The sequence below is a fragment of the Chryseobacterium indologenes genome (assembly GCF_018362995.1).
Lineage (GTDB): Bacteria > Bacteroidota > Bacteroidia > Flavobacteriales > Weeksellaceae > Chryseobacterium > Chryseobacterium indologenes_G.
Genome location: NZ_CP074372.1, coordinates 4,712,669 through 4,733,468 on the forward strand (window position 1 = coordinate 4,712,669; position 20,800 = coordinate 4,733,468).

A 20,800-nucleotide genomic window follows, 5' to 3' on the forward strand; every position below is an offset into this window, starting at 1 on the left:
CCACCCCTCCAGAGGAGGTGAATTCTCGCGTCTTCAACTCAAACATATTTATGGATATAGCTTTAATACTTTTTTAACAGATAACATGGGCTGGATTCCTGCAGAATGACAAACTGTACGGATAAACTATCATTACCATTGTGTCATTCCGTAGGAATCTAAACGTTTTGTTTATTGTATGAAATCAAAGTTTTTAATAACTTAAGTGTTTAAACGCTTTTGTGGTTCGATAGCTCATACAAAATCATAAATACCATCCTTCCATCCCAAAACTTTAGAAGAATCTGCCTTAAGCCAGTTTTTCAGGATTGTAGCATATACTTTTCTGAAATCTTCTTTATAGATCAGATCACCTTCATTCAGATTTTGCAGATCAGGAAGTGCATTCAACAGACCTTTCTTTTTAAGGTTTCCGCTGATAAAAAACATCTGGTTGGCTGTTCCGTGATCCGTTCCGTTACTGGCATTCTGGGCTACGCGACGTCCGAATTCTGAGAAGGTCATCAACAGGATATTATTGAAAAGCCCATTGCTTTTCATATCGGCAACAAATGATTTTACAGCTTCATTAATGTCATCAAATAACTTCTTTTGTCTGTCATTCTGATTGACATGAGTATCGAAACTTCCGATCGAAAGATAATAAACCTGTGTATTGATATCAGATTTTATTAAAGAAGCGACAGTCTTAAAGTCTTTTCCCAACTGAGAATTAGGGTAAATCTGTTCCGTCTTTTTGGCTTTGCTTTTTTCAAAAATATAATCTGCATTATTAATCGTAGAACCTAGGGTCTGATAAAGATAAGACACGGTTTCATCATCGTGATGGTGATCGTAGAGAGATTTAAAATATTTTTCCTGGCTGGTTTGATAAAGCCTTTTAGGATCTTTAAAGGCAAAAGCTTTATTGTTTTCTCCTTTTAAAGCTAAACTTAGCATATCATCTACTTCCAGTGCCTGAGTCGGGTGGTCACAACGATAACATTCTTCGTCCAGGAAACGTCCCAGCCAGCCTGTTTCCAGAAACTGATCACTTCTGCTTGCTGACTGCCAGATATCCATGCTCCGGAAATGAGATTTGTCGGGATTAGGATAACCTACATTATTCATGACAGAAAGCTCTCCATTATCAAAAAGTTCTTTAAAATAGAAGAGAGCCGGGTTGATCCCTGCTTCATCGGTCAATGGTATTGAATCCTGAATAGCTAATGTTTTCCTTTCTCTGAAATAAATATCATTTTTAGCGGGAATGATAGTATTTAAACCGTCATTTCCCCCTGTAAACTGAAGCACTACAAGAATATTCTGATTGGGATTCAGAGCTTCATCCAGTGTCATCGCTTTTAAAAAATTAGGCATAAGCATTGAAGCCGTAGCCAGCGAACTTATTTTGAGGAATTCTCTTCTTTTGATTAGCATAATTTTGTTTTTTTAGGGTAAAGGTGACTGATAGATGATAGATGGTAGGTTGCGGGTTGCAGGGCTAGTCTATATTTTTACTACTATTTGTTTAATAAACTTTTATGGAATTAAATAGTAAATAAAAGGTTGTAAAGCGAAACAGCGATTCACTATTACCTGCAACCTGAAATCTTCTACTAACATAACTGGTATTCCGGCGTAGACATCAGGTTGATGACATTCATTTTGATGCTCTTATCAGAAAAATTTCTTACCGAGTTCATATCAAGGCTTTGAGTATTCTGGAGAAGATAATCTTCACAGTTTTTATGGGCAAATAGTTTTTCAATACGCTCCCAGTCGATGGTGATATTAGGGTTTTTAAAGCTCTTGTTAAAAGCTGTTTCCCGGGATTTCATTCCCATATCGATATCATCGTCCTGTCGGGGACTGTATTCCAAAGGCCTAAGCCCGGACCAGATTTGTGGAATCTGAAGCCTTACCATCAGAGTAGAACTGTCAATCCATGCCTTTCCATTCGGCCATCCCGCTACATTTGGCGGATAAAGCAGCATTTGCCCCAATAATTTCTGATAAACGATGAGGTTTTCAGGGTTCTGAATATGCATAGGAAGTATCCGCATCATACCAGCCATCAGTTCTACAGGAGATTTAATTCGGTTACCGATATTCTTCTGATCATAAAACCATGTGCTTGAAAATATTTCAGTCATTAGCTTCTTGATGTCGTATCCTGAATTGTAGAAGTTTGTACTGAGTGTATTGACAATATCCTGATCTACCTTTTCATTCACAAAGAACTTATAGATTTTCATTGTAATAAACTGTGCTGTTGCTTTCTGTTCCAGAATGATATTGAGTACATCACTTCCATCAAAGTTGCCTGTTTTACCTAAAAAAGTCTTTGAGCCTTCATCGTGGAGATTTTTTCTTTCTTTGAAATATCCTTCCTTATCATAACTCCACCCCGTAAAGGCTCTGGCGCCTTCTCTTACATCTTTTTCAGTATAATTACCTCTGCCCATGGTAAACAGTTCCATGACTTCACGGGCGAAATTTTCATTAGGATGATCCTTTTTATTCTGTTGATTATTCAGGAAATTAAGCATAGCTGGTGACTGGCTCACTTCAAAAAGAAGATCTTTGAAATTTCCCAGTGCATTCTTTCGGAGGGTATTTAAAAGCTGTTTGTTGAACTTTGGATTGACAACTCTTGAAGCAAAATGTCCATGCCAGAAGAACGCCATCTTTTCCCTCATCTGCTCCTTGCTGTTTACGATTGTATTCAGAAAATTGAGATTCAGTTCATTGTTTTGCTCCCTGTTGAGACGCTGCATTTCTTTTTTCTTTTCTGCAGGAGCTGTACTGTTCATATAATCTGTCGCTAAATCCTGATCAGGCGTGTTATACGTGATCTCGCTGAAGCTGTCTTCTGTAAATAATTCATTCATTAACGCTTTAATGCTTTTATTTTTCAAATCATCAATTTGATTAATGCCAACACCAAAACCTGCCCGCCAAAGAAGATGCTTGTTTTTTAATAATGAATCAGCTATCATGAGGAATTTATTTTTTTGATACGCTTTGAAGAAAAAGGTTAAAATAATAATGGGTTAAGGATTGTTAATATTATTTCTAAGGCTGGAAGCTGGAAGAATGAAGCTGGGAGTTATGATGTGCAAGAAGGGGAAATTTTTCTTTACTTATTTATAACAGCTATAAGTTTTATATAAAAGGATATTACTTGCAGCCTCCCTCTTATTGCTTTTCTTTTTTTCTTTAATTCACTTTTTAAGATCAATTTTTGATAATTTTTGTTAAACAAATATTTAAATTTTGTTAAAAATAACGAACTGATATTCATTATTTTATGATTTTTAGCGGTGTTAAAATCAAAGAAAAAACCTTGCTTGGCATGATTTTTACATCCTCTTGTTTAGTAAAATTTAAAAATTAGAGTTATGAAAATGTTTAAACAAGCAATAGTACTGGCTGGTATTTTAACAGCAGGTATCGCAAGCGCCCAAAGTTCTCAGATGAATAATATGATCAAAGTAGGTGCAAATGTTGGTTTAGCAGTTCCCGCAGATAATCTTTCCGCTGCAGTAGGGGTGGATGTATCTTACCAGAACCTGATTACACCAGGATTCGGATTAGGTATCGCATCAGGATATACTCACTACTTTGGAAAAGAGAACAACGGATATAAAAATAATGATGTAGGAGTAGTTCCTGTAGCAGCTTTAATCAGAATTTATCCAAAACAAACCGGTTTCTATTTCGGAACAGACTTAGGATATGGTTTCCTTGTTGGAGATAAAGCAGTGGCATCCAACACCAATGTTGAAAGAGCAAGCGGAGGTTTCTATCTTAAACCGGAGATCGGTTACCACAACAGAGACTGGAATTTCTTTGTACAATACCAAAAGGTTTTTGTAGGAACAAAAGGAGATTTGCCAGGTCAGGACTATAATGTGGGGAATATCGGTGTAGGATTCGGTTACAATATTCCATTAGGAAAGTAGTTAGATTTAATATATAAACAATTATTAACCAAAACCTTTTCACGAAAGTGAAAAGGTTTTTTGGTTCTGTGCAGGATTTACAAAAACTATTATTATATTTGGTAAAATTTGAGGTTATGATTCTGAATCCAAAATTTCCACTTTATTTACCAGGAGTAGAGAACAGTAATAATGATAATGTTTCTATCATAGGGGCAAGTCTCCGTGAAGATGTAACGATCTTAGGCTATTTCGTTTCCGGGAACGGAGGTCTTGAGATAAAAGTACAAAATAAATATGCAACCAAAGAATACACTTCTTTTTCAGATATTTTAAAGAAGTTTATTCAGGATAATCAATTGCAAAATGTAAAACGTCTTGGAATGGCAGTGCCAGGTCCTGTACTTGACGGAAAAAGCAGTCCTGCAAGATTGGGTTGGAATTTAGATGTTGAAGAATATGCCCGTGATTTCGGGTTCGAAAAAGTAGACATGCTGAACGACCTTGAGGCATCTGCCTACGGAATGGCTCTTCTTGAAGATAACGATCTTGAAGCTATCTATACAAGTGGACATCTTGAAAAAGGAAATGTAGCGGTTCTTGCTCCCGGAAACGGATTGGGTGAAGCCGGATATTTCTTTGACGGAAAATACCTGAGACCTTTCGCTACAGAAGGAGGTCATTCAGAATTTTCACCAAGAACCAATGTAGAGGTTGAATTTTACCAGTTTCTAAATAATATCTACGGTATTGTAAGCTGGGAAAATGTACTTTCCAAGTCTGGGTTATTCAATATCTATAGATTCTTAAGAGATGTGAAAAGACATCCTGAGCCGGAATGGCTAGGAGAGCGCCTTGCACAGGGAAATTTTGTGGAAGAACTTTATAAAGCGGCAATCGAGGAGAATGTATTAATCTGCAGAATCGCTTTAGATACTTTCCTTGAGTTTCTGGCAAGAGAAGCTAACAACTTAACATTAAAATTGAAAGCTACCGGAGGATTGCTGATTGCCGGAGATATTCCACAGATGATCGCTGAATATATTGATAAGGCGAAATTCTATGAGAAATTCAAGATCAGTGATAAAATGGAGGAGATGCTTAAAAACACTCCTATCTATCTGGTCAAGCAAAATCATACAGCATTAAATGGTATAGCGCTTTATACAGCTTACTATCAGGTATAAAACAAAGCTCCGAAGAAATTCGGAGTTTTTTTATGGGATGATATTATTCATGAAAATAATAAATTTTATTGATGTACATCAATGAAATCTATTGAATAAGATATTACCTTTGTATCGTTAAATAAGTAAACAACTCTATTCAATGAAAAAAATATTTTTATTAGCAGTTTTAGCTGGTGGTTTAGCATTTGGACAGTCAAAAAAAGTAGTAGCGTCTGATGTACACTGGTGGGGATACAAAGTAGCAAAATCTGAGGCGAGCTCTCACGACGGTACTGTAAAAGTAAAGTCCGGAGATATGATCATGAAAGGAAACCAATTGGTAGGCGGAAGCTTTGTATTGGATATGACTTCTATCAGCTCAACTGACCTTACAGGAGAATATCAGCAAAAATTAAACGGACACCTTAAGAACGGTGATTTCTTTGAAGTTGAAAAATTCCCTACAGCAACTTTTAAAATCACTGGAATCAAGAAAAACAGCGATAAAATCTACAGCTCTCTTGTAACAGGAAACCTTACTGTAAAAGGAAAAACAAATCCAATTACTTTCCCTGCTAAGATTTCTTACAGCAAAGGAGTAGTAAGCTTAGTATCTAATAAATTCTCTTTCGACAGACAGAAATTTGATGTAGCTTACAAGTCTACAATGCAGGATGTTTTTGTGAAAGATGATATTGATATGCAGGTAAAAGTAACTGCTCAATAAATTAATCAAAAAAAGATTGTTAAAAGTGTAGAAGTTCTACACTTTTTTTTATTTTTGTTGAATTGTAAATAAAAAAGAATGAAAAGATTACTATTGTTTGCTATGGTGTGCGCAAGCATGTCATTTGTTTCTGCTCAGAAGAAATTTGATAAGGTTTCAAAAGTGACTTCATCAGAGATCAGATGGTGGGGGTATAAAGTGGTAAAAACCGAAGAAACTTCCCATTCAGGAACAGTAAAGCTGAAAAGTGGAAAATTTAACTTTGACCATACGGTTCTGGTAGATGGAGAGTTTATCATAGATATGAGAAGTATGATGGCAGGAGATGTTTCTGATGAAGATCAGATCAAGCTTACCAACGATCTGAAAAGCTCGAACTTCTTTGAAGTGAAAAAATTCCCTATCGCAAAATTCCATTTGACTAAAATTATTCCTTTAGCAAACAGTGAATACAATTCAACAGTATACGGAGACCTTACCCTTAAAGGAGTGAGAAAAACAATTTCTTTCCCTGCGAACGTATATGTTACTCAGTTTACAACCTCTATTGAATCTGCGAAGTTCTCTCTGAACAGAAGAGACTTTAAAGTATTCTATCAGTCTTCATTGAAAGATTATTTCATTAAGAACGAAATGGACATCCAGTTCAAAGTTACTACAGAAATGCTGGATAACGAGAACAGAGTTCCAAAGAAGAAAAAATAAGATTACTATACGATCAATATAAAAATGAGCAGTTCACCAGAGCTGCTCATTTTTTATGCTTTTGTTACATCAAAGATTTAGCTTAATCATTTACTGTTCCCGGTATTTTTTATAAATTCGTAGTATGAAAATTTATATTGTCAGCGGTCTGGGAGCAGACTTTAAAGTCCTTGAAAGAATAGAGTTTCCCAAACACTGTGAATTGATTTTTATAGATTGGCTCATCCCTGAAAAAAATGAGCCTTTTGATTCCTATGTTAAAAGAATGGCTGATAAGGTAGATGACTCTGAGCCGTTCTGCCTGTTGGGATATTCTTTCGGAGGTATAATTGTTCAGGAGATTGATAAATTGAAGCCTGCAGAGAAAGTGGTAATCCTTGGAAGTATAAAATCTGACAAGGAAAAGTCAAAATTCATCAAGACAGGCGAGATGACCAAAATCCCCAGAATATTACCGGTAGGTCTGTTCAACGATAAAGCGGCCAATGTATATGCTGTTATCCGAAAGCTTTTTGATCCTAAAAATCCTAAACTTTTGCAATATTTTAAAGTAAGAGATCCCTATTACCTGAAATGGTCTGTAGAAAAAGTGTCCGAGTGGAAGTTTGAAGAAAACCCGAATGTGATTCAGATCTTAGGTGATAAAGACATTGTTTTTCCAATTCGTTATTCCAAACCGGATTATATAATAAAAGGAGGAACCCATCTTTTTCCCGCTACGAAATCCAAAGAAGTTTCAAAAATATTGAACGAAGTGTTTTGTGAAAAATAAAAATATTATTAATTAAATAGTTTTTTTAGGGGTATTTGTTTTAAAAAGATGATTTTTATAGAATTTATATTTAAATTTGATAGGGTTAAATATAAATTATATGAAAGTAGGTTTGAAATGGATCGTTTCATTCTCAGTAATTACACTCGTTGCAATTGGTGGATTATTCTGGAATCCGGCTGCAGATATTCCTGTTACCGGGGAATTTTTAAGTGAAGATAAGATTGTAGGTGCGGATGTTGCCTGGATTCTGGCTGCAGCTGGGCTTGTCCTGTTGATGACACCTGGGCTGTCTTTCTTTTATGGAGGAATGGTTGGCAGGAAAAATGTGATTTCTACCATGCTACAGAGTTTTATCGCCTTAGGAGTGATCTCAATGGTCTGGGTAGTCGTAGGTTTTTCTTTGTCTTTCGGAGAATCTTTGGGTATTAACATTGCCGGAAAACACTATGGAATCATTGGGAACCCGCTCAGTTATCCCTTTTTTAGCGGAGTGGGGAATCTGCCTCATAAAATGATGGCGCCTACTATTCCTTTTATTCTTTTTGCTTTATTTCAAATGAAATTTGCGGTTATTACCCCTGCGATTATTACCGGCTCTTTTGCGGAAAGGGTTCGTTTTATTTCTTATTTACTATTCATTGTCCTTTTCAGCATCTTTATTTATACACCGCTTTGTCATATGGTATGGCATCCTGATGGGCTTTTAAACAAATATTTTGGGGTGAAAGACTTTGCAGGCGGAACAGTTGTACATATGAGTGCCGGTTTTGCAGCACTTGCCGGAGCTTTGGTGGTAGGAAACAGGAAAAATCCACATCATGAGCCTTCCAACATTCCGTATGTATTGCTGGGAACAGGAATGTTGTGGTTTGGATGGTTCGGTTTCAATGCAGGATCTGCACTCAGCGCTTCTGCATCTGCGGCTACAGCTTTTGGAACAACTACCATAGCATCTGCTTCTGCGATGATGACCTGGATTTTTTTTGATAGAATCAATGGGAGAAGTGTTTCTGCTTTGGGTGCCTGTATTGGAGCTGTAGTAGGGTTGGTGGCGATTACTCCGGGATGTGGCTTCGTAAGCATTCAGGAAAGCCTTTTTATCGGGTTTATTACTGCAATAGTTTCTAATATAATGGTTAATTGGAAGCCTTTAAAGAAAATAGATGATACGCTGGATGTTTTTGCCTGTCATGGAGTAGGGGGAATTATGGGAATGATTCTTACCGCTATTTTTGCTCATGGTGAAAAAGCAAGCTTACTGCATGGAGGATTAGAGGTTTTTCATCATCATATGGCCGCATTGGTTTTGGTTTCTGTTTTTACGTTTTTCGGTTCATTGATTTTATATAAACTTACAGATTCCATAATTACATTAAGAGTTTCTGAAGAATCTGAAAATAAAGGACTTGATCTTTCCCAGCACGAGGAAAGTTTCAGCTGATAAAAAGGGCATGAGTGTTAACTGATGCCCTGAATGAAATTTATGATTTATTGAATAGAATGAATCGCTTCAAAGATTTTATTTTTAGAATTTTCAAAGACTTCACCTCCAAATTCCTCATTATCTAAGGAATGAATGGTGACATCATTCACCCCCATAATCCCGAAAATATGTTTCAGATAGGTAGTTTGAAAATTGATGTGTCCGTTCTTTTCATTTTCACCATATCCGGTATCTCCGCGGGTTGAGAGAATAAAGAGCTTTTTGTTTTCGAGAAGCCCTACATAATCACCATCCGGCATTCCGGATCTGAATTTCCAGGTTTCGTTAATCCGCATTACCTGGTCAATATAAGCTTTTAACCCGGACGGGATAGACCAGTTATACATAGGAGTTCCGATTACATAGACATCATGTTCCCTGAGTTATTTGACCAGTTCATCACTGAGCTGTAAAGGTTTTTGGTTTTCCTCAGTTTTGTCTGCCGGTTTTTTGAATGCTCCCGCGATCCAGGATTCATCAATATTGGGAATAGTGTCAGTTCCTGCTTCCCTGTAGGTGAAAGTATCAAGAGGATATCTTGTTTTCCAGTTTTCAGCGAAAAGCTGTGTCAGTTTTCTGCTGTAAGATCTTTCATTTCTTACACTGGCATTAATAATCAATATTTTCATTTGCTAAGAATTTATAACAGCAAAATTCCTGATTATTTAGTCCTGAAAAATTGATCTAGTTCAAGAGGATTTATTTTTTTTCCTGATTCTGCTGATAAATTCTGCGGAAACACCGAGATAAGAAGCAATCAAGTATTGGGGAACTCTGGAGGAAATATCGGGATAAGTATCCAGAAAATCATGATATTTTTGTTCTGCTTTGTGCATATGATTGAATACCACTCTTTTTTCAAGGGTTCCAAGATAACTTTCCAGAATAATTCTGAAGTATTTTTCTAAGGCTGGAATTTCCTTCAGCATTTTTTGAAAAGACTGATGGCTGATCTGCAAAAGCTTTGTTTTTTCTACAGCCTGTATATTATAAATGGAAGGTTTTTGTTTTGAAAAACTGGAAATATCTGTTGCCCACCAATGATCAATAGCTAAAAAGAGGATTTCTTCATTTCCATTTTCTTCATTGATGCAGAAAGCTTTTAAAACTCCCGAAATGATATAACTGTCATGACGGCAGATTTCCCCGTTTCGCAACAGAAAATCTCCTTTTTCCAATGTTTTTTCTGTCCAGAAGCTTTTACATAAGGCTATTTCTTCCGGAGTTAGTGGGATGTGCTGGAGAATACTCTTAATTAATGTTTCCATTTAAAAAAATAATTAAAAAGAATAATATAATGATGGATCTGATAGTCATTGATACTATCAGTTCATTGACAAAAATACTTATTTTATGGGCTGTCAAAACCAAATAAATCTGGGATTTTGCTATGCTATTATTAGGATTTATCCTGTATCTTTGTTTTTGAGGAAAATGACGAATCATTTATGGAATCAATATCGGTTTTTGAAATTATTAAAGTAGGAATAGGCCCGTCCAGTTCGCATACAATGGGACCTTGGAACGCAGCAGCAGCATTTATCAGGATTATAAAAAGAGAAAGATCAATAGAAGAAGTTAAAGAAGTTTTTCTTGAATTCTTTGGCTCACTCGCAAAAACGGGGATTGGGCACGGAACTGATATTGCAGGAATGCTTGGATTGAATGGAGAAGATTTTAAGACGATCAATACTTCAAAAATTGATGAAAAAATAGATTATATTAAAAGTACTCAGACCATTAATCTGGGTGGTGAGAAAGTTATTCCGTTTATCTACGGACATCATCTGATTTTAAACATGAAAAAGAGCCTTGATTTTCACCCAAACGGAATGATCTTCAGAGCAGTTTTTGAAGACGGAACTGAACTTGTGCAGGACTTTTATTCTGTAGGTGGTGGTTTCATTGCCAGCCAGGAAAAAAACTCTATTCAAAAGCAATGTGTACGTACATTGTATCCTTGTCATAAAGCTTCTGATATCGCAAAGTACTGCGAGAAACTGGGATTTGATAAAATTTCAGATTTAATTTTCATGAATGAGGAAAGCTGGAGAACTCAGGAAGAAACGAGAAAGGAAGCACTTTATATCTGGCAGCAGATTAAAGAATGTATTTATAAAGGAGTCAATAAGGAAGGGATTCTTCCGGGTGGACTGAATGTTTCCCGAAGAGCTGCGGGAATCAACAGAAAACTGTTAGGAGATAAAATCTATAAAAATAAAGACGAGTGGTTCCAGCAGGTGGTGGACGCTGAAGAAAACTTTACGAATATCAACAAATGGATTGCCTGTTTTGCACTGGCTGTGAATGAGGAGAATGCAAGTTTCGGAAGAATTATTACGGCACCTACCAATGGAGCGAGTGGAGTAATTCCGGCGGTATTGATGTATGCTCAGGCATTTACCCCGTTTACGAGTGAGGATGATATTGTAAGATTTTTACTTGTAGCAGGAGAAATCGGAACATTATTTAAGAAAAATGCAACTATTTCTGCAGCAATGGGAGGATGTCAGGCGGAAATCGGGGTTTCTTCTGCAATGGCAGCAGCCGGACTTACAGAAATCTTAGGTGGAAGTGTTGGACAAGTATTGATGGCCGCAGAAATTGCTATGGAGCATCACCTTGGGTTAACTTGTGATCCGATTAAAGGGTTGGTACAGATTCCATGTATTGAAAGAAATACAATGGGAGCAATGAAAGCGATTACGGCCGCGAATATTGCATTGGAAAGTGATCCTACCAAAGCAAAAGTAACATTGGATGAGGTAATTCTTACGATGTGGGAAACCGCTCAGTCGATGAGTGACCGTTTTAAAGAAACTTCTGAGGGCGGATTGGCGATTGCTGTCAACGTTCCGGAATGTTAATAGAAATAACACTGTTTTAAAATAAAACCCTTAGACATTACTGGCTAAGGGTTTCTTAATAAAATAAAAGTAAAAACCGTTGGGCTTTTAGTATGGTATAAGGGAATTTACCTTAAAATTCCTCTGATTCTGTTGGCATTGGAAATCAGCTCTTCAAGATATTCATAGTTTTCTTTTTCCAGAGCGGATTTGAATTTTCTGAGCTGGGTAATGTGTTCATTCAGAACGTCCAGTACATTTTCTTTGTTTTGTTTAAAGATGGGAACCCACATTTCCGGATGCGACTTGGCAAGACGTACGGTACTTGAAAAACCGGAACTGGCAAGCTGGAAAATCGTTTCTTCTTCACGCTCTTTTTCCAGTACGGTATTGGCCAGGGCATAAGATGTAATATGGGAGATATGGGAAATATAAGCGGTGTGGACATCATGATCTTCTGCATCCATATAAATCATGTGCATATCAAGGGCATTGACTACTTTTTCAACAGTAGCTAAGGCATCTTCTGCGGATTCCTCTTTGTTGCATATCACACCTGCTTTTCCTGAAAAACTCTCTGCAATAGCGGATTTCGGACCATTATTTTCTGTTCCCCACATCGGGTGAAACGCTACAAACCTTGAACGTTTCGGGTGGTTTTTTACAGCATTTACAATGCCTGCTTTTGTAGAACCGGCATCCATTACAGTTTGCTGATCAGACACAAGGTCAAGAACAGACGGCAACAGTTTTCTGGCAGCATCCACAGGGATGGCAAGAATAATCAGATCCGAATTTTTAATTCCATGCTCAAGATCTACTCCGGCATCAATTATTTTAAGATCTAATGCATCACTAATATGCTGTGTATTGTTATCGATTCCGTAGATGAAGCTGGCCAGATTTTTCTCTCTTAATTTCAAAGCCATCGAACCTCCGATCAATCCTACTCCAATAATACTTATTTTCATCTTTTTAAATTTTTTAAAATAAAAAAACCTCGTCCCTAGGACGAGGTTTTAAATTATATTCATAAGAATCCCTATCCCAGAGCTGAGGTAAAAATTCTATAATAATATGTTCCGTTGTTAAAAATCACAAAGCAAAGGTATAAATATTTTTTAAATGAAACGAAATTTCTTTTCTAAATTGTATATAGACGGTGTTAATGGGAAGTGGATTTTTTTGTTTTGGCTTTTCTATTCAGTCTATAGCAGATTAATCTTTTTTATTGGTATTAGTTTGATATTTCTTGATAAGATTGGTTTCGAATGATAATATATCTTCTGGTATTTTTAATGTCTCTATTTCTCCTATTTGTTTCCATTTTCTGTCTTCATATAAATAGAATATTGTTTTAGCATTTGGTTTTGGTTCAAATTCACCATCTTCTACTCCTGTATAAGTAATGAACTTATTAGATAGATATGAAGCAACTACATAATAATCGTTTTCTTTAATAAGATTTTTTATTGCTTTTGAATTTTGGGAATCATTTTCAGGATTAGTAGATTTTAAAAAATACCCTTTTGAATTATTTATACTCCAAAAATATTGAGTTTCATCATTTTTTCCAATAAAGTCAACACTGAAAATACCCCTCTTTTTATCCGAATAAGTGTAAGTTGGGTATGGATTGGAGATATCTGGAATGAAAAAACCATTTACTTGATATTTATTATCCAGAAAGTTTATGGAAGAGTATTTATCAATATTTATTGCAGAGACATTTTCATCTTTTTGACCTTTACAGCCGTAAAAGAAAAATATTAGAATTAATAAAGTTAAAAAGGATTTCATCATTATGCGTTTATCTTAATTTTCAAACATTTCGAAACAGTAAGGATTATTTATTTTTTTAATATTACGTTTTTCAATCCATATCTTTTTTCTGTGTATTCGCTCTCAAATAATAACTTACCTTTATCATATCGAAGAGTACCGAAATAAAATGGTTTATCTGCATCACCTGTATATCCGTTAATTACCTGTGAATATTTTAAAAATATTCTTCCATCAACAGTTTTATCTTCTTGAAGTACATATTGATTATACATTTTCCCCATGTTTCCGGATTCTGTATAAATGATAGAATCTTTATCAATTTTCAATGAAATTCCATAATCATCTAACTTCTCGTTGGTTGCAAAATATTCTCCTGAGGGAATTGAAATCTGTTGTTTTGATGACGAAATACTTCCTGTATTTTTCTCTAAATCAGATTCATCACTTTGACTATTATAGTTATCTTTTTTTCTTCTCTCTTCTGTTCACATGAATATGATAGAAATATGAGTGATAGTAAAATTAAAAAGTTTTTCATCATTTGTTTAAATTACTTATTCCGATTTTATTCTGGTCTTATGGATATATCCTTTTTTACCTTCTTTAGATACTACCAACCACCAATCTCCGTTTTGATCTAAAACTTCAACTTGTTCTCCTGTTTTAATTTTTTGAAGAATTTGAGATGATGTATTTTTTTCTTTTCTTAGGTTAGTGAAACCATCAGGATCTATTATTATTGAATATTTTTTTTCTTGATTATCTTCTTGTAAAAGTCCATACTCTTTGGAGTATTTTTCAAGAGATGGATAACCATAATATTTGTTTTTTTGAAAAGAGTCCTTTAGTTCCGGATGAGAAACATAGACATTATTTAATAATAAGTATGATTTATCGGATTGAATATCAATATTTTCCTTACCGGTAAAGCCAAGTTGTAAAAGATAGGCAATAGCCTTTTCTAATGAAGCAGGTGTAATGCCATTTGTTTTTATGATATTGTCTTTATTATCAGTTAAATAAGATGTTAGTGCATACAGAAAAGAATCTTTGGATTTTAAACTTTCTAATAGTTTTTCTCTAATTTTAAATGAATTTGTAGTGTTATTATAGAATACAAACGATAGTCTAGAACTTTGTTCGATATCATCCCAGCTTTGGATATTTTTAACTGCAGAATTAAAAAGGGCTTCATTTTTTTCATAGTTAAACATAACTACTAAATCGATTGCAAGATCTGGATTTTTAGATGCTACATTTAAGATTGAGGTCAAGTCATTCTGGTAAATAATTTTGTTTAGGGTTAATAATTCCTCAAAATAAGGATGTTTTTGATTACTATTTATACTTACTTTGACATTATCTAAATCAGGTAGAATATCATTACCTATTTTAATATATTTTCCTTCCTTTGATATCTGAAAATTGGTAGCTTCATTGAATATTAAAATATCATTATATCCGTCTTGAAGTTTATCAGGTTTAATGCCAAGTAGATCCAGGTTTATTTTATCAAAATTTTCCTTGGTATTTTTGAATTTATGATGGGTGAAATAATTTTCAATTATTTCAGTTTCTTTTTCTATTATTTTTTTTTCCTTCTTAACTGAACATGAAAATAATATAAATGATAATAGGACTAAAAAAAATTTCACCATTTGGTTAAGTTATTTATTCTGATTTTATTCTGCTTTTATGAATATATCCTTTTTTACCTTCTTTAGATACTACCAACCACCAATCTCCGTTTTGGTCTAAAACCTCAACTTGTTCACCTGTGTTGATTTTTTGTAGGATTTGAGAAGAAGAGTTTTTCTCCTTCCTTAAATTGGTATAACCATCAGAATCTTGAATGTAGAAGGCTGTTTTATTTTTGCTTTTCTCTACTCTACATTTTTTTGCTCTTACATTTTCTTCAGGAATAGGTATTACTTTATCAGTCCATCCGGATTTCTGGATATCAATATTTTGGGGAACATCACAAATATATTTTACTGCGTCCTGAGAAATATCTGACATTGTTTTATAGATAATATTTTTAAGAAGCCATGTGTTATTATCCAAAATAATATTATATTCTTTTTCATAGTATCCACGATCAGGGAAGGATGTCTTTACAGTGAATCCTTTATTTCCAGAAATTGGAATGATATCATCAATAATATTACCTCCATCCTCAGAAAAGTTTCTTGTTTCCAATGCTAATGTATATTTACCTTGCTTATCCCCAAAAAAGATAAATAAATTTTCTCCTTGATAAGGTTTGTTACTTACAATTTTATCAGAGATGCCATCTTTGTTGACATCAAAGGTCTTTATGAAATAATCTTCATTGTTAACATAGGTTTCAAATGAGCCCCATTTAGTTTCATTTGAAGTATCCGTGGATAATAATTCTTTTGCCAAGTTTTGTTTTTCAATTGTTAAGTTGGCTAATAATGTATCATCTGGTTTTGGATGAGGAGAATCAAACAAAAATGTTAAAACTGATTTTGCATCATTCTTTGATAAAGAGTTGATTAGATCATATTTGTTATTTCTTTTAATGTATTCTATTGACTTTATTTTAAAATAATTAACAGCATCAGCTTCCCATTTTCCATTTTTTGAAATTTCTATTATTGAATTTTCATATTTTTTATATTGAGGTTTTTGAATTAAAGAAAACCAGTAATCAATATAAGAATTGGCATGTTTATAAAGAATCTCAGCAGAATCTTTTTCATCGTTCCAACCAAATGTATTTTTAAAGGTTTGAAAATCCTTTGGAAAATTTTCTAAGAACTCCTTTTCCTTTTTATTTGAAAATGACTGCTTAAGATTTGCAACATTAATGTTTTTATTTCCCTCTTGTGAAGGGCTTTTGCATGATATTAATATAGCTAGTATTAATAAGAGTAATTTATTCATATGCTTGAGTAATTATAATTTTAGCGTTTTTAATTCCTATTTCTTCCACATAGGTAAATATTTCTTTTAATTTATCTTTACTACCACCAACAAAATCTGTAGATCGGGTTGTTCCTGGTAATAAACATCCTTCAGTATCATCTGCTGTATTACCAGAATGGATTAAGATTGCTCTGTCCTTAGATACAACATCATTGAATAGCTTTAGGCCTTTTTTAATTTTTGTACCGGAATGCCATTCTAGATTGTATGTCCCAATAGGAACACGTTGCTCTTTTCCTGACTCTGTACTGTCAGGCCCTTTTTCTTCGAGGATAAAGCCTTTGATCTGAGTATTGTCAATACTGAATTCTCCAATTGTTGATTTCTTAGTTTGCCATTTTCTAACTAATCTTATTGTTACAGAACTAGACGATCCGTTATTTACAGGTGGTGAGACTTGGGTTTTATTTACACATTTTTGTGGGTATTCAAATAAAGCTTTTAATGTAATTACATAGTTCCTCCTTTCTTGTAAACCATTTGCTCCTCCATTCACTAAGTAACTTATTAAATCTACTTTGTCATCATCAGCTATTAATCCCATATTTACCGTTCCATATTTCTTTTTTTTGCCATTATCTTCCCATGTAATTGTATCTTTAGGGTAGTCAGGTTTGTGAATCTTTACATAGGATGGTGCATCTGCGGGACCTTTCCATCTTGTGCCAATACTTAATATTTTTCCTTGTTTCCAATACCATCCAGCTGATTCACAGGCTGTTGAAAGTGTGTCGGAAACCTTTTCGTAATTTGTAACTACATCAATTCCAGAATAATATTTATAGATTTTATAGTTGTTTTTCCAGGTCAATTGCATTAAACCTCTACCTTTATATTTTTCACCATCTCCTTTTGTTGTATTTCCACTTTTTATTGCATCTGGATGTTTACCTGGATCATACTTAATTCCATCGGCATATTCTTTTGCAGTTCGTAGACGATCAGTTTCATGATAAATTTGTGATAAGAAATGTAATTTTCTAAGGCAGGTGTTGATACCATAACGATTGAAGATTGTATTTATTTGAGAACGCAGCTTTTCGATGGTTCTATCTTCAGCTTTAATATTGCAATTAGGAGCATTAAATAAATTATATCCGCTACCTTGTTTAACTCGCTTTTCGCTATCACGAAGCCCATGAATTATTTTCTCAAACTCTTCTGGTGTGAAATCTCTATTACAAAAACATTTCCCAGTTTTTGGAACTGCAGGTTCAGGCTGCTTCTGCACCCCCGCCGCACTCTTCACCTTCTCCACCTGCATCAGGCCTTCCGAATTTACCCCAAATTTTTGAGATTCTGCAGAAAGATCTTTGGAGATAATTTCTATAAAATAATTTTGTTTATCGGAGTCCGGATCGCCGATAGGAGAGTCTACTCCTTTTTCAAAAATAGCTTTTGTAATGATAAATCCTGAAGTGTCACATACATCAGCAGGGATTTTAATATTTCCACTTCTGTAAACCTCATCATTGGAAGTGGAATCATATTCCCAGACTACATATTGGATGTGTTTTCCCACCATATTTTTGGAGTGAATTCTTACCCTTACTTTATCACCTACAGCGACTTTGGAAAGTTCTTTTCCTGTATCATCAATGAAAACGGCTTCTATAATATTACCTTTAGGAGCAGGTTGTTTGGGACCACCTCCTTGTTGTGGAGGAAATTTTTGAGTGTGTGTGCCGGGTTTAGGCTTAGGTTGGGGTTGATTTTGAGACTGTCCTTTATAATCAGGATTGGCAACATCTACATTTACCTGGCTGGCTCCCTGAATTTTTCCTGAATAAGTGGCTGTAACATAATACTCATGATTGGCGCCTTCATTCCTGTCACCTTTCATCAGAAACTGATTGGCCATCTGACGAAGGATTTTCTCATCAGACATCAGAGGAATTGACACTTCTGCAATCCCTTTTTCATTGACCCGAGCCTTGTAACTTCTTGTGTGACGGTTATTTTTATTGATATTAGCATCATGACCTTTTCCAGGCGCATCATCTTCCCAAAGATGGAACTCGATCTCTTTATTAAACATTGCAATGCAGTGTGCCTGCGCAATAAGAGTATCGCGGTAACTTGCCTTATTGACATCTTTTGCTCCTCTGTTGAAAAGAATTACCTTCTCTATTTTTGAAACCTTATCACTGGTTGGAATTAATATACAACTGCCAGCCAGTTCTTTGGTAGCAGATATGCCGGGTAAAATTCCTTTTTTAATCTCATAGACTTTCATCTGAAATTCTATACCCAGGCCTATTTCTCCGAATCTGTACGTTACCTTTTCACCCTTTTTAGGCTTGTTGGTAATATCTTTCCAGATTCCGTTTTTCTGCTTCTTATAAAGATACCATTCATAGTCACCTTTCAGACCGAATGACAGCCCTGAAGGTTTTATCTCATAGGTATACGTTGTTCCTACCAGAGGATTCTGATTCCCGATTATACTTCCTGTCATGGCTTAGCTGTAATAAAGTTCGTCTGTACCTTTTGTATCTTCCTTGAATTCATCAAAATCCACAACGGGATTGTAAACCTGCTGTTCCTGCGTATTCGCTTTGGCAACCTGGCTTTTACCGACTTCACTCTGCTGTCCATGTTTGAGAATGGTAATTTTTCCTCCCGTACTGCACATCAGTTCTGAGATTTCCGTAAGACAGCTTTTTCCCATCACTTTTACTTTTTCATACGTCTTCTGCCACTTTCCGGCAGGAGCATAAGCACATGGAAGATAACCTCCTGAAGTTGGCTTAAGTTTACACTGTCCAAATGGTTGTGCTGCAGGATCAAGCTGAAGGTCGTCTTCTGTTACAGCCAGATAATCGGCCTGTCCATCTCCGTCATTCCAGTAATGTTTCTGATGGCTGGTAACTTTAAATTTCGGAAATTTGAATCCCTGATTACACTGCACGGTTGCCTTCTGTACAATAAAATATTTACCTTCATGGGGACTGGAGCCACTGTCTTCTTTTTTATCTTTCTTTTCTTCTTTATTGGTTGGTTCTTCTGCTGTTCCAGATGATTGCTCTTCATTTTCTGAAGGTTCTTCTATTGAATTTTCTTCTTCAGAAGCAACATCTTCTGTAGACTCCTGCTCAGAAGATGCAGAGATATTTTGAGATTCTGTTTCCTCAGCCATAAGTTGTGGATCTTCCGGAATAAGAATGGTTTTTCCGGGAACAGGCTCCTGCATGACATCTTCCGGCGGGCAGTGGAGGTTATGATAGGTTTTTAAAATGCCCTCATTTTTCAGCTTAAACTGCCGGGCCAGCGAACTGAAAGTATCGCCTTTTTGTGTGACATAATTTTTCATATTATCCTTGTGTTATATTGATATGGTGCTGGTGAATAAATTCATCTTCATGACTGAGTAAAACTGAAGCTTTAGCCTGTAGAAGATTCTTATTTTTTGTGTGGGTGGTGTATTCTAAAATTATATTTCCTTGTGCGGGTTCAGCTGCAGAATCCTTAAACTTAATACCGCGCATGATTTCCTGTGGAGTACATCGCTCTGTGATTTTACCGTTTAAAATGGTCAAAGCAGAGTTTTCATCATCATTTGACTGTTCAATATTGAGTTCACATTGTACAGGAAACGAATTCTGTAAAAAATAAAAAGATTCTTTCCATTTTATCTTTCTTTGGAACCAATCTATTTTGGGAAACAAAGTCTGAAACAGGAGTGTACTTTGCAATTGCTGCAAGAAAACCGTTTCATCGCTGATGTTCCTTTCAAACGAATCCATGTAATTTTGAGTAATTTCTCCTACATAAAACTCTTCAAGATCTTTACGCTGATGGGTAAATGTGTCTGTGATTTTCTTGTGGTCCGCAAAGCCGGTAATTTGTCCTTTGTCATTCACAATAAATTCAAGAGGCATAATACTTTTCATGCAGGAAATGGATAAGCTGCTTACTTTATCATCGGGCGTATTTCCATTAGATTTAAAATCGTTCTGGCTATAGCTTAAAATATATTGATCCGTACTTTTGTTTTTGTCTAAAGCAAGCTCAATGATATAATCAATAGTAACGGAAGGTTCAAACGGACTTTCAAAGGTCTCATTCACGGAATATGTTTTCGCAAAAAAAGACTCAGAAAATTTTGAAGGAAAACTGTTTTTTCTTTCCTGTTCTTTTTGAACCTCTGTTTTAAAATTGATGGGAACATAGATATTTTTAACCTCATTAAGATTTTCGAACCAAACCTTATCCATCTTTTGGCAATGGGAATTGTGAAACAGCTTTAGTTCCTCACCAGTCATGCCCAGCCGGGAAGCTATAGAGGTCAATGTGTCTCCATTCCGTACCTGATATTGTAAGAAATCAATTTCCATCCAATGTGAATTATAGGATAAAGCTATTAAAAAACTCTATTTGAAATTAATTTTTAGGGTTAAATTTTAAAAATTGTAGTAGAATTACGACATAG

Annotated in this window: 18 protein-coding genes and 1 pseudogene; 7 read left to right on the top strand and 12 right to left on the bottom strand. The window is 35.2% G+C overall.

Features of this window, described 5'->3' with window-relative positions; all coding sequences use genetic code 11:
* Positions 1 to 234 precede the first annotated feature (234 nt).
* Both DYR29_RS21465 and DYR29_RS21470 read right to left on the bottom strand, forming a co-directional pair.
* Positions 235 to 1,419, bottom strand: coding sequence for a DUF1501 domain-containing protein (locus DYR29_RS21465; RefSeq protein ID WP_213278451.1), 1,185 nt, complete (start codon positions 1,417 to 1,419; stop codon positions 235 to 237).
* A 179-nt stretch (positions 1,420 to 1,598) separates the two neighbouring features.
* Positions 1,599 to 2,981, bottom strand: a complete 1,383-nt coding sequence (locus tag DYR29_RS21470) for a DUF1800 domain-containing protein (RefSeq protein WP_213278452.1) — start codon at positions 2,979 to 2,981, stop codon at positions 1,599 to 1,601.
* 402 nt (positions 2,982 to 3,383) lie between these two features.
* On the opposite strand from DYR29_RS21470, the gene DYR29_RS21475 reads away from it, so the two are divergent.
* From DYR29_RS21475 to DYR29_RS21500, 6 genes are all read left to right on the top strand, one after another.
* Positions 3,384 to 3,947, top strand: a complete 564-nt coding sequence (locus DYR29_RS21475) for a hypothetical protein (RefSeq protein WP_047423738.1) — start codon at positions 3,384 to 3,386, stop codon at positions 3,945 to 3,947.
* A 116-nt stretch (positions 3,948 to 4,063) separates the two neighbouring features.
* Positions 4,064 to 5,113 (top strand): glucokinase, encoded by a 1,050-nt coding sequence (locus tag DYR29_RS21480; protein ID WP_213278453.1) that lies wholly within the window; start codon positions 4,064 to 4,066, stop codon positions 5,111 to 5,113.
* A gap of 142 nt (positions 5,114 to 5,255) precedes the next feature.
* A complete protein-coding gene (locus tag DYR29_RS21485) occupies positions 5,256 to 5,822 on the top strand; it encodes a YceI family protein (RefSeq protein ID WP_142719455.1) in 567 nt (188 codons plus the stop codon).
* Positions 5,823 to 5,900: 78 nt separating this feature from the next.
* Positions 5,901 to 6,527, top strand: a complete 627-nt coding sequence (locus DYR29_RS21490) for a YceI family protein (RefSeq protein ID WP_047423735.1) — start codon at positions 5,901 to 5,903, stop codon at positions 6,525 to 6,527.
* A gap of 124 nt (positions 6,528 to 6,651) precedes the next feature.
* Complete coding sequence (locus DYR29_RS21495; RefSeq protein WP_213278454.1) at positions 6,652 to 7,299, top strand: alpha/beta hydrolase; 648 nt, start codon at positions 6,652 to 6,654, stop codon at positions 7,297 to 7,299.
* A gap of 100 nt (positions 7,300 to 7,399) precedes the next feature.
* Positions 7,400 to 8,743, top strand: a complete 1,344-nt coding sequence (locus tag DYR29_RS21500) for an ammonium transporter (protein WP_213278455.1) — start codon at positions 7,400 to 7,402, stop codon at positions 8,741 to 8,743.
* A 47-nt stretch (positions 8,744 to 8,790) separates the two neighbouring features.
* Here DYR29_RS21500 and DYR29_RS23070 read toward each other — a convergent pair.
* Positions 8,791 to 9,414, bottom strand: a pseudogene (locus tag DYR29_RS23070) (FMN-dependent NADH-azoreductase).
* Between the two features lie 60 nt (positions 9,415 to 9,474).
* A complete protein-coding gene (locus DYR29_RS21515; protein WP_213278458.1) occupies positions 9,475 to 10,053 on the bottom strand; it encodes a Crp/Fnr family transcriptional regulator in 579 nt (192 codons plus the stop codon).
* 180 nt (positions 10,054 to 10,233) lie between these two features.
* Between DYR29_RS21515 and DYR29_RS21520 the strand changes: the two genes are divergently transcribed.
* Positions 10,234 to 11,652, top strand: a complete 1,419-nt coding sequence (locus tag DYR29_RS21520; RefSeq protein WP_213278459.1) for an L-serine ammonia-lyase — start codon at positions 10,234 to 10,236, stop codon at positions 11,650 to 11,652.
* Between the two features lie 107 nt (positions 11,653 to 11,759).
* Here the strand turns inward: DYR29_RS21520 and DYR29_RS21525 are convergent, their stop codons facing one another.
* The 8 genes from DYR29_RS21525 to DYR29_RS21560 all read right to left on the bottom strand — a co-directional run bounded on the left by DYR29_RS21525 (position 11,760) and on the right by DYR29_RS21560 (position 20,705).
* Positions 11,760 to 12,602: a prephenate dehydrogenase gene (locus tag DYR29_RS21525; protein WP_213278460.1), complete on the bottom strand. Its 843-nt coding sequence runs from the start codon at positions 12,600 to 12,602 to the stop codon at positions 11,760 to 11,762.
* Positions 12,603 to 12,849: 247 nt separating this feature from the next.
* A complete protein-coding gene (locus DYR29_RS21530; protein ID WP_213278461.1) occupies positions 12,850 to 13,431 on the bottom strand; it encodes a hypothetical protein in 582 nt (193 codons plus the stop codon).
* A gap of 50 nt (positions 13,432 to 13,481) precedes the next feature.
* A complete protein-coding gene (locus DYR29_RS21535) occupies positions 13,482 to 13,742 on the bottom strand; it encodes a hypothetical protein (protein WP_213278462.1) in 261 nt (86 codons plus the stop codon).
* A gap of 228 nt (positions 13,743 to 13,970) precedes the next feature.
* Positions 13,971 to 15,074 carry an SH3 domain-containing protein gene (locus DYR29_RS21540; RefSeq protein WP_213278463.1) on the bottom strand — a complete coding sequence of 368 codons (1,104 nt, stop codon included), beginning with the start codon at positions 15,072 to 15,074 and terminating at the stop codon, positions 13,971 to 13,973.
* A 13-nt stretch (positions 15,075 to 15,087) separates the two neighbouring features.
* Positions 15,088 to 16,326, bottom strand: a complete 1,239-nt coding sequence (locus DYR29_RS21545) for an SH3 domain-containing protein (RefSeq protein WP_213278464.1) — start codon at positions 16,324 to 16,326, stop codon at positions 15,088 to 15,090.
* A complete protein-coding gene (locus tag DYR29_RS21550) occupies positions 16,319 to 18,826 on the bottom strand; it encodes a DUF5675 family protein (protein ID WP_213278465.1) in 2,508 nt (835 codons plus the stop codon). The genes DYR29_RS21545 and DYR29_RS21550 overlap by 8 nt, the downstream gene beginning before the upstream one ends.
* Positions 18,827 to 18,829: 3 nt before the next feature.
* Positions 18,830 to 19,681 (bottom strand): DUF4280 and LysM peptidoglycan-binding domain-containing protein, encoded by an 852-nt coding sequence (locus DYR29_RS21555; protein WP_213278466.1) that lies wholly within the window; start codon positions 19,679 to 19,681, stop codon positions 18,830 to 18,832.
* Position 19,682: 1 nt separating this feature from the next.
* The gene (locus DYR29_RS21560; protein WP_213278467.1) at positions 19,683 to 20,705 is read right to left on the bottom strand and encodes a LysM peptidoglycan-binding domain-containing protein; all 1,023 of its coding nucleotides are present in this window, start codon (positions 20,703 to 20,705) and stop codon (positions 19,683 to 19,685) included.
* Positions 20,706 to 20,800 lie beyond the last annotated feature (95 nt).

Bases quoted from the DNA above. Each gene is read 5' to 3' on its own strand.
- DYR29_RS21480 (WP_213278453.1), top strand. From the start codon at position 4,064: ATGATTCTGAATCCAAAATTTCCACTTTATTTACCAGGAGTAGAGAAC.
- DYR29_RS21545 (WP_213278464.1), bottom strand. From the start codon at position 16,326: ATGAATAAATTACTCTTATTAATACTAGCTATATTAATATCATGCAAA.
- DYR29_RS21475 (WP_047423738.1), top strand. From the start codon at position 3,384: ATGAAAATGTTTAAACAAGCAATAGTACTGGCTGGTATTTTAACAGCA.
- DYR29_RS21500 (WP_213278455.1), top strand. From the start codon at position 7,400: ATGAAAGTAGGTTTGAAATGGATCGTTTCATTCTCAGTAATTACACTC.
- DYR29_RS21540 (WP_213278463.1), bottom strand. From the start codon at position 15,074: ATGGTGAAATTTTTTTTAGTCCTATTATCATTTATATTATTTTCATGT.
- DYR29_RS21465 (WP_213278451.1), bottom strand. From the start codon at position 1,419: ATGCTAATCAAAAGAAGAGAATTCCTCAAAATAAGTTCGCTGGCTACG.
- DYR29_RS21560 (WP_213278467.1), bottom strand. From the start codon at position 20,705: ATGGAAATTGATTTCTTACAATATCAGGTACGGAATGGAGACACATTG.
- DYR29_RS21530 (WP_213278461.1), bottom strand. From the start codon at position 13,431: ATGAAATCCTTTTTAACTTTATTAATTCTAATATTTTTCTTTTACGGC.
- DYR29_RS21555 (WP_213278466.1), bottom strand. From the start codon at position 19,681: ATGAAAAATTATGTCACACAAAAAGGCGATACTTTCAGTTCGCTGGCC.
- DYR29_RS21495 (WP_213278454.1), top strand. From the start codon at position 6,652: ATGAAAATTTATATTGTCAGCGGTCTGGGAGCAGACTTTAAAGTCCTT.
- DYR29_RS21470 (WP_213278452.1), bottom strand. From the start codon at position 2,981: ATGATAGCTGATTCATTATTAAAAAACAAGCATCTTCTTTGGCGGGCA.
- DYR29_RS21520 (WP_213278459.1), top strand. From the start codon at position 10,234: ATGGAATCAATATCGGTTTTTGAAATTATTAAAGTAGGAATAGGCCCG.
- DYR29_RS21525 (WP_213278460.1), bottom strand. From the start codon at position 12,602: ATGAAAATAAGTATTATTGGAGTAGGATTGATCGGAGGTTCGATGGCT.
- DYR29_RS21550 (WP_213278465.1), bottom strand. From the start codon at position 18,826: ATGACAGGAAGTATAATCGGGAATCAGAATCCTCTGGTAGGAACAACG.
- DYR29_RS21490 (WP_047423735.1), top strand. From the start codon at position 5,901: ATGAAAAGATTACTATTGTTTGCTATGGTGTGCGCAAGCATGTCATTT.
- DYR29_RS21515 (WP_213278458.1), bottom strand. From the start codon at position 10,053: ATGGAAACATTAATTAAGAGTATTCTCCAGCACATCCCACTAACTCCG.
- DYR29_RS21485 (WP_142719455.1), top strand. From the start codon at position 5,256: ATGAAAAAAATATTTTTATTAGCAGTTTTAGCTGGTGGTTTAGCATTT.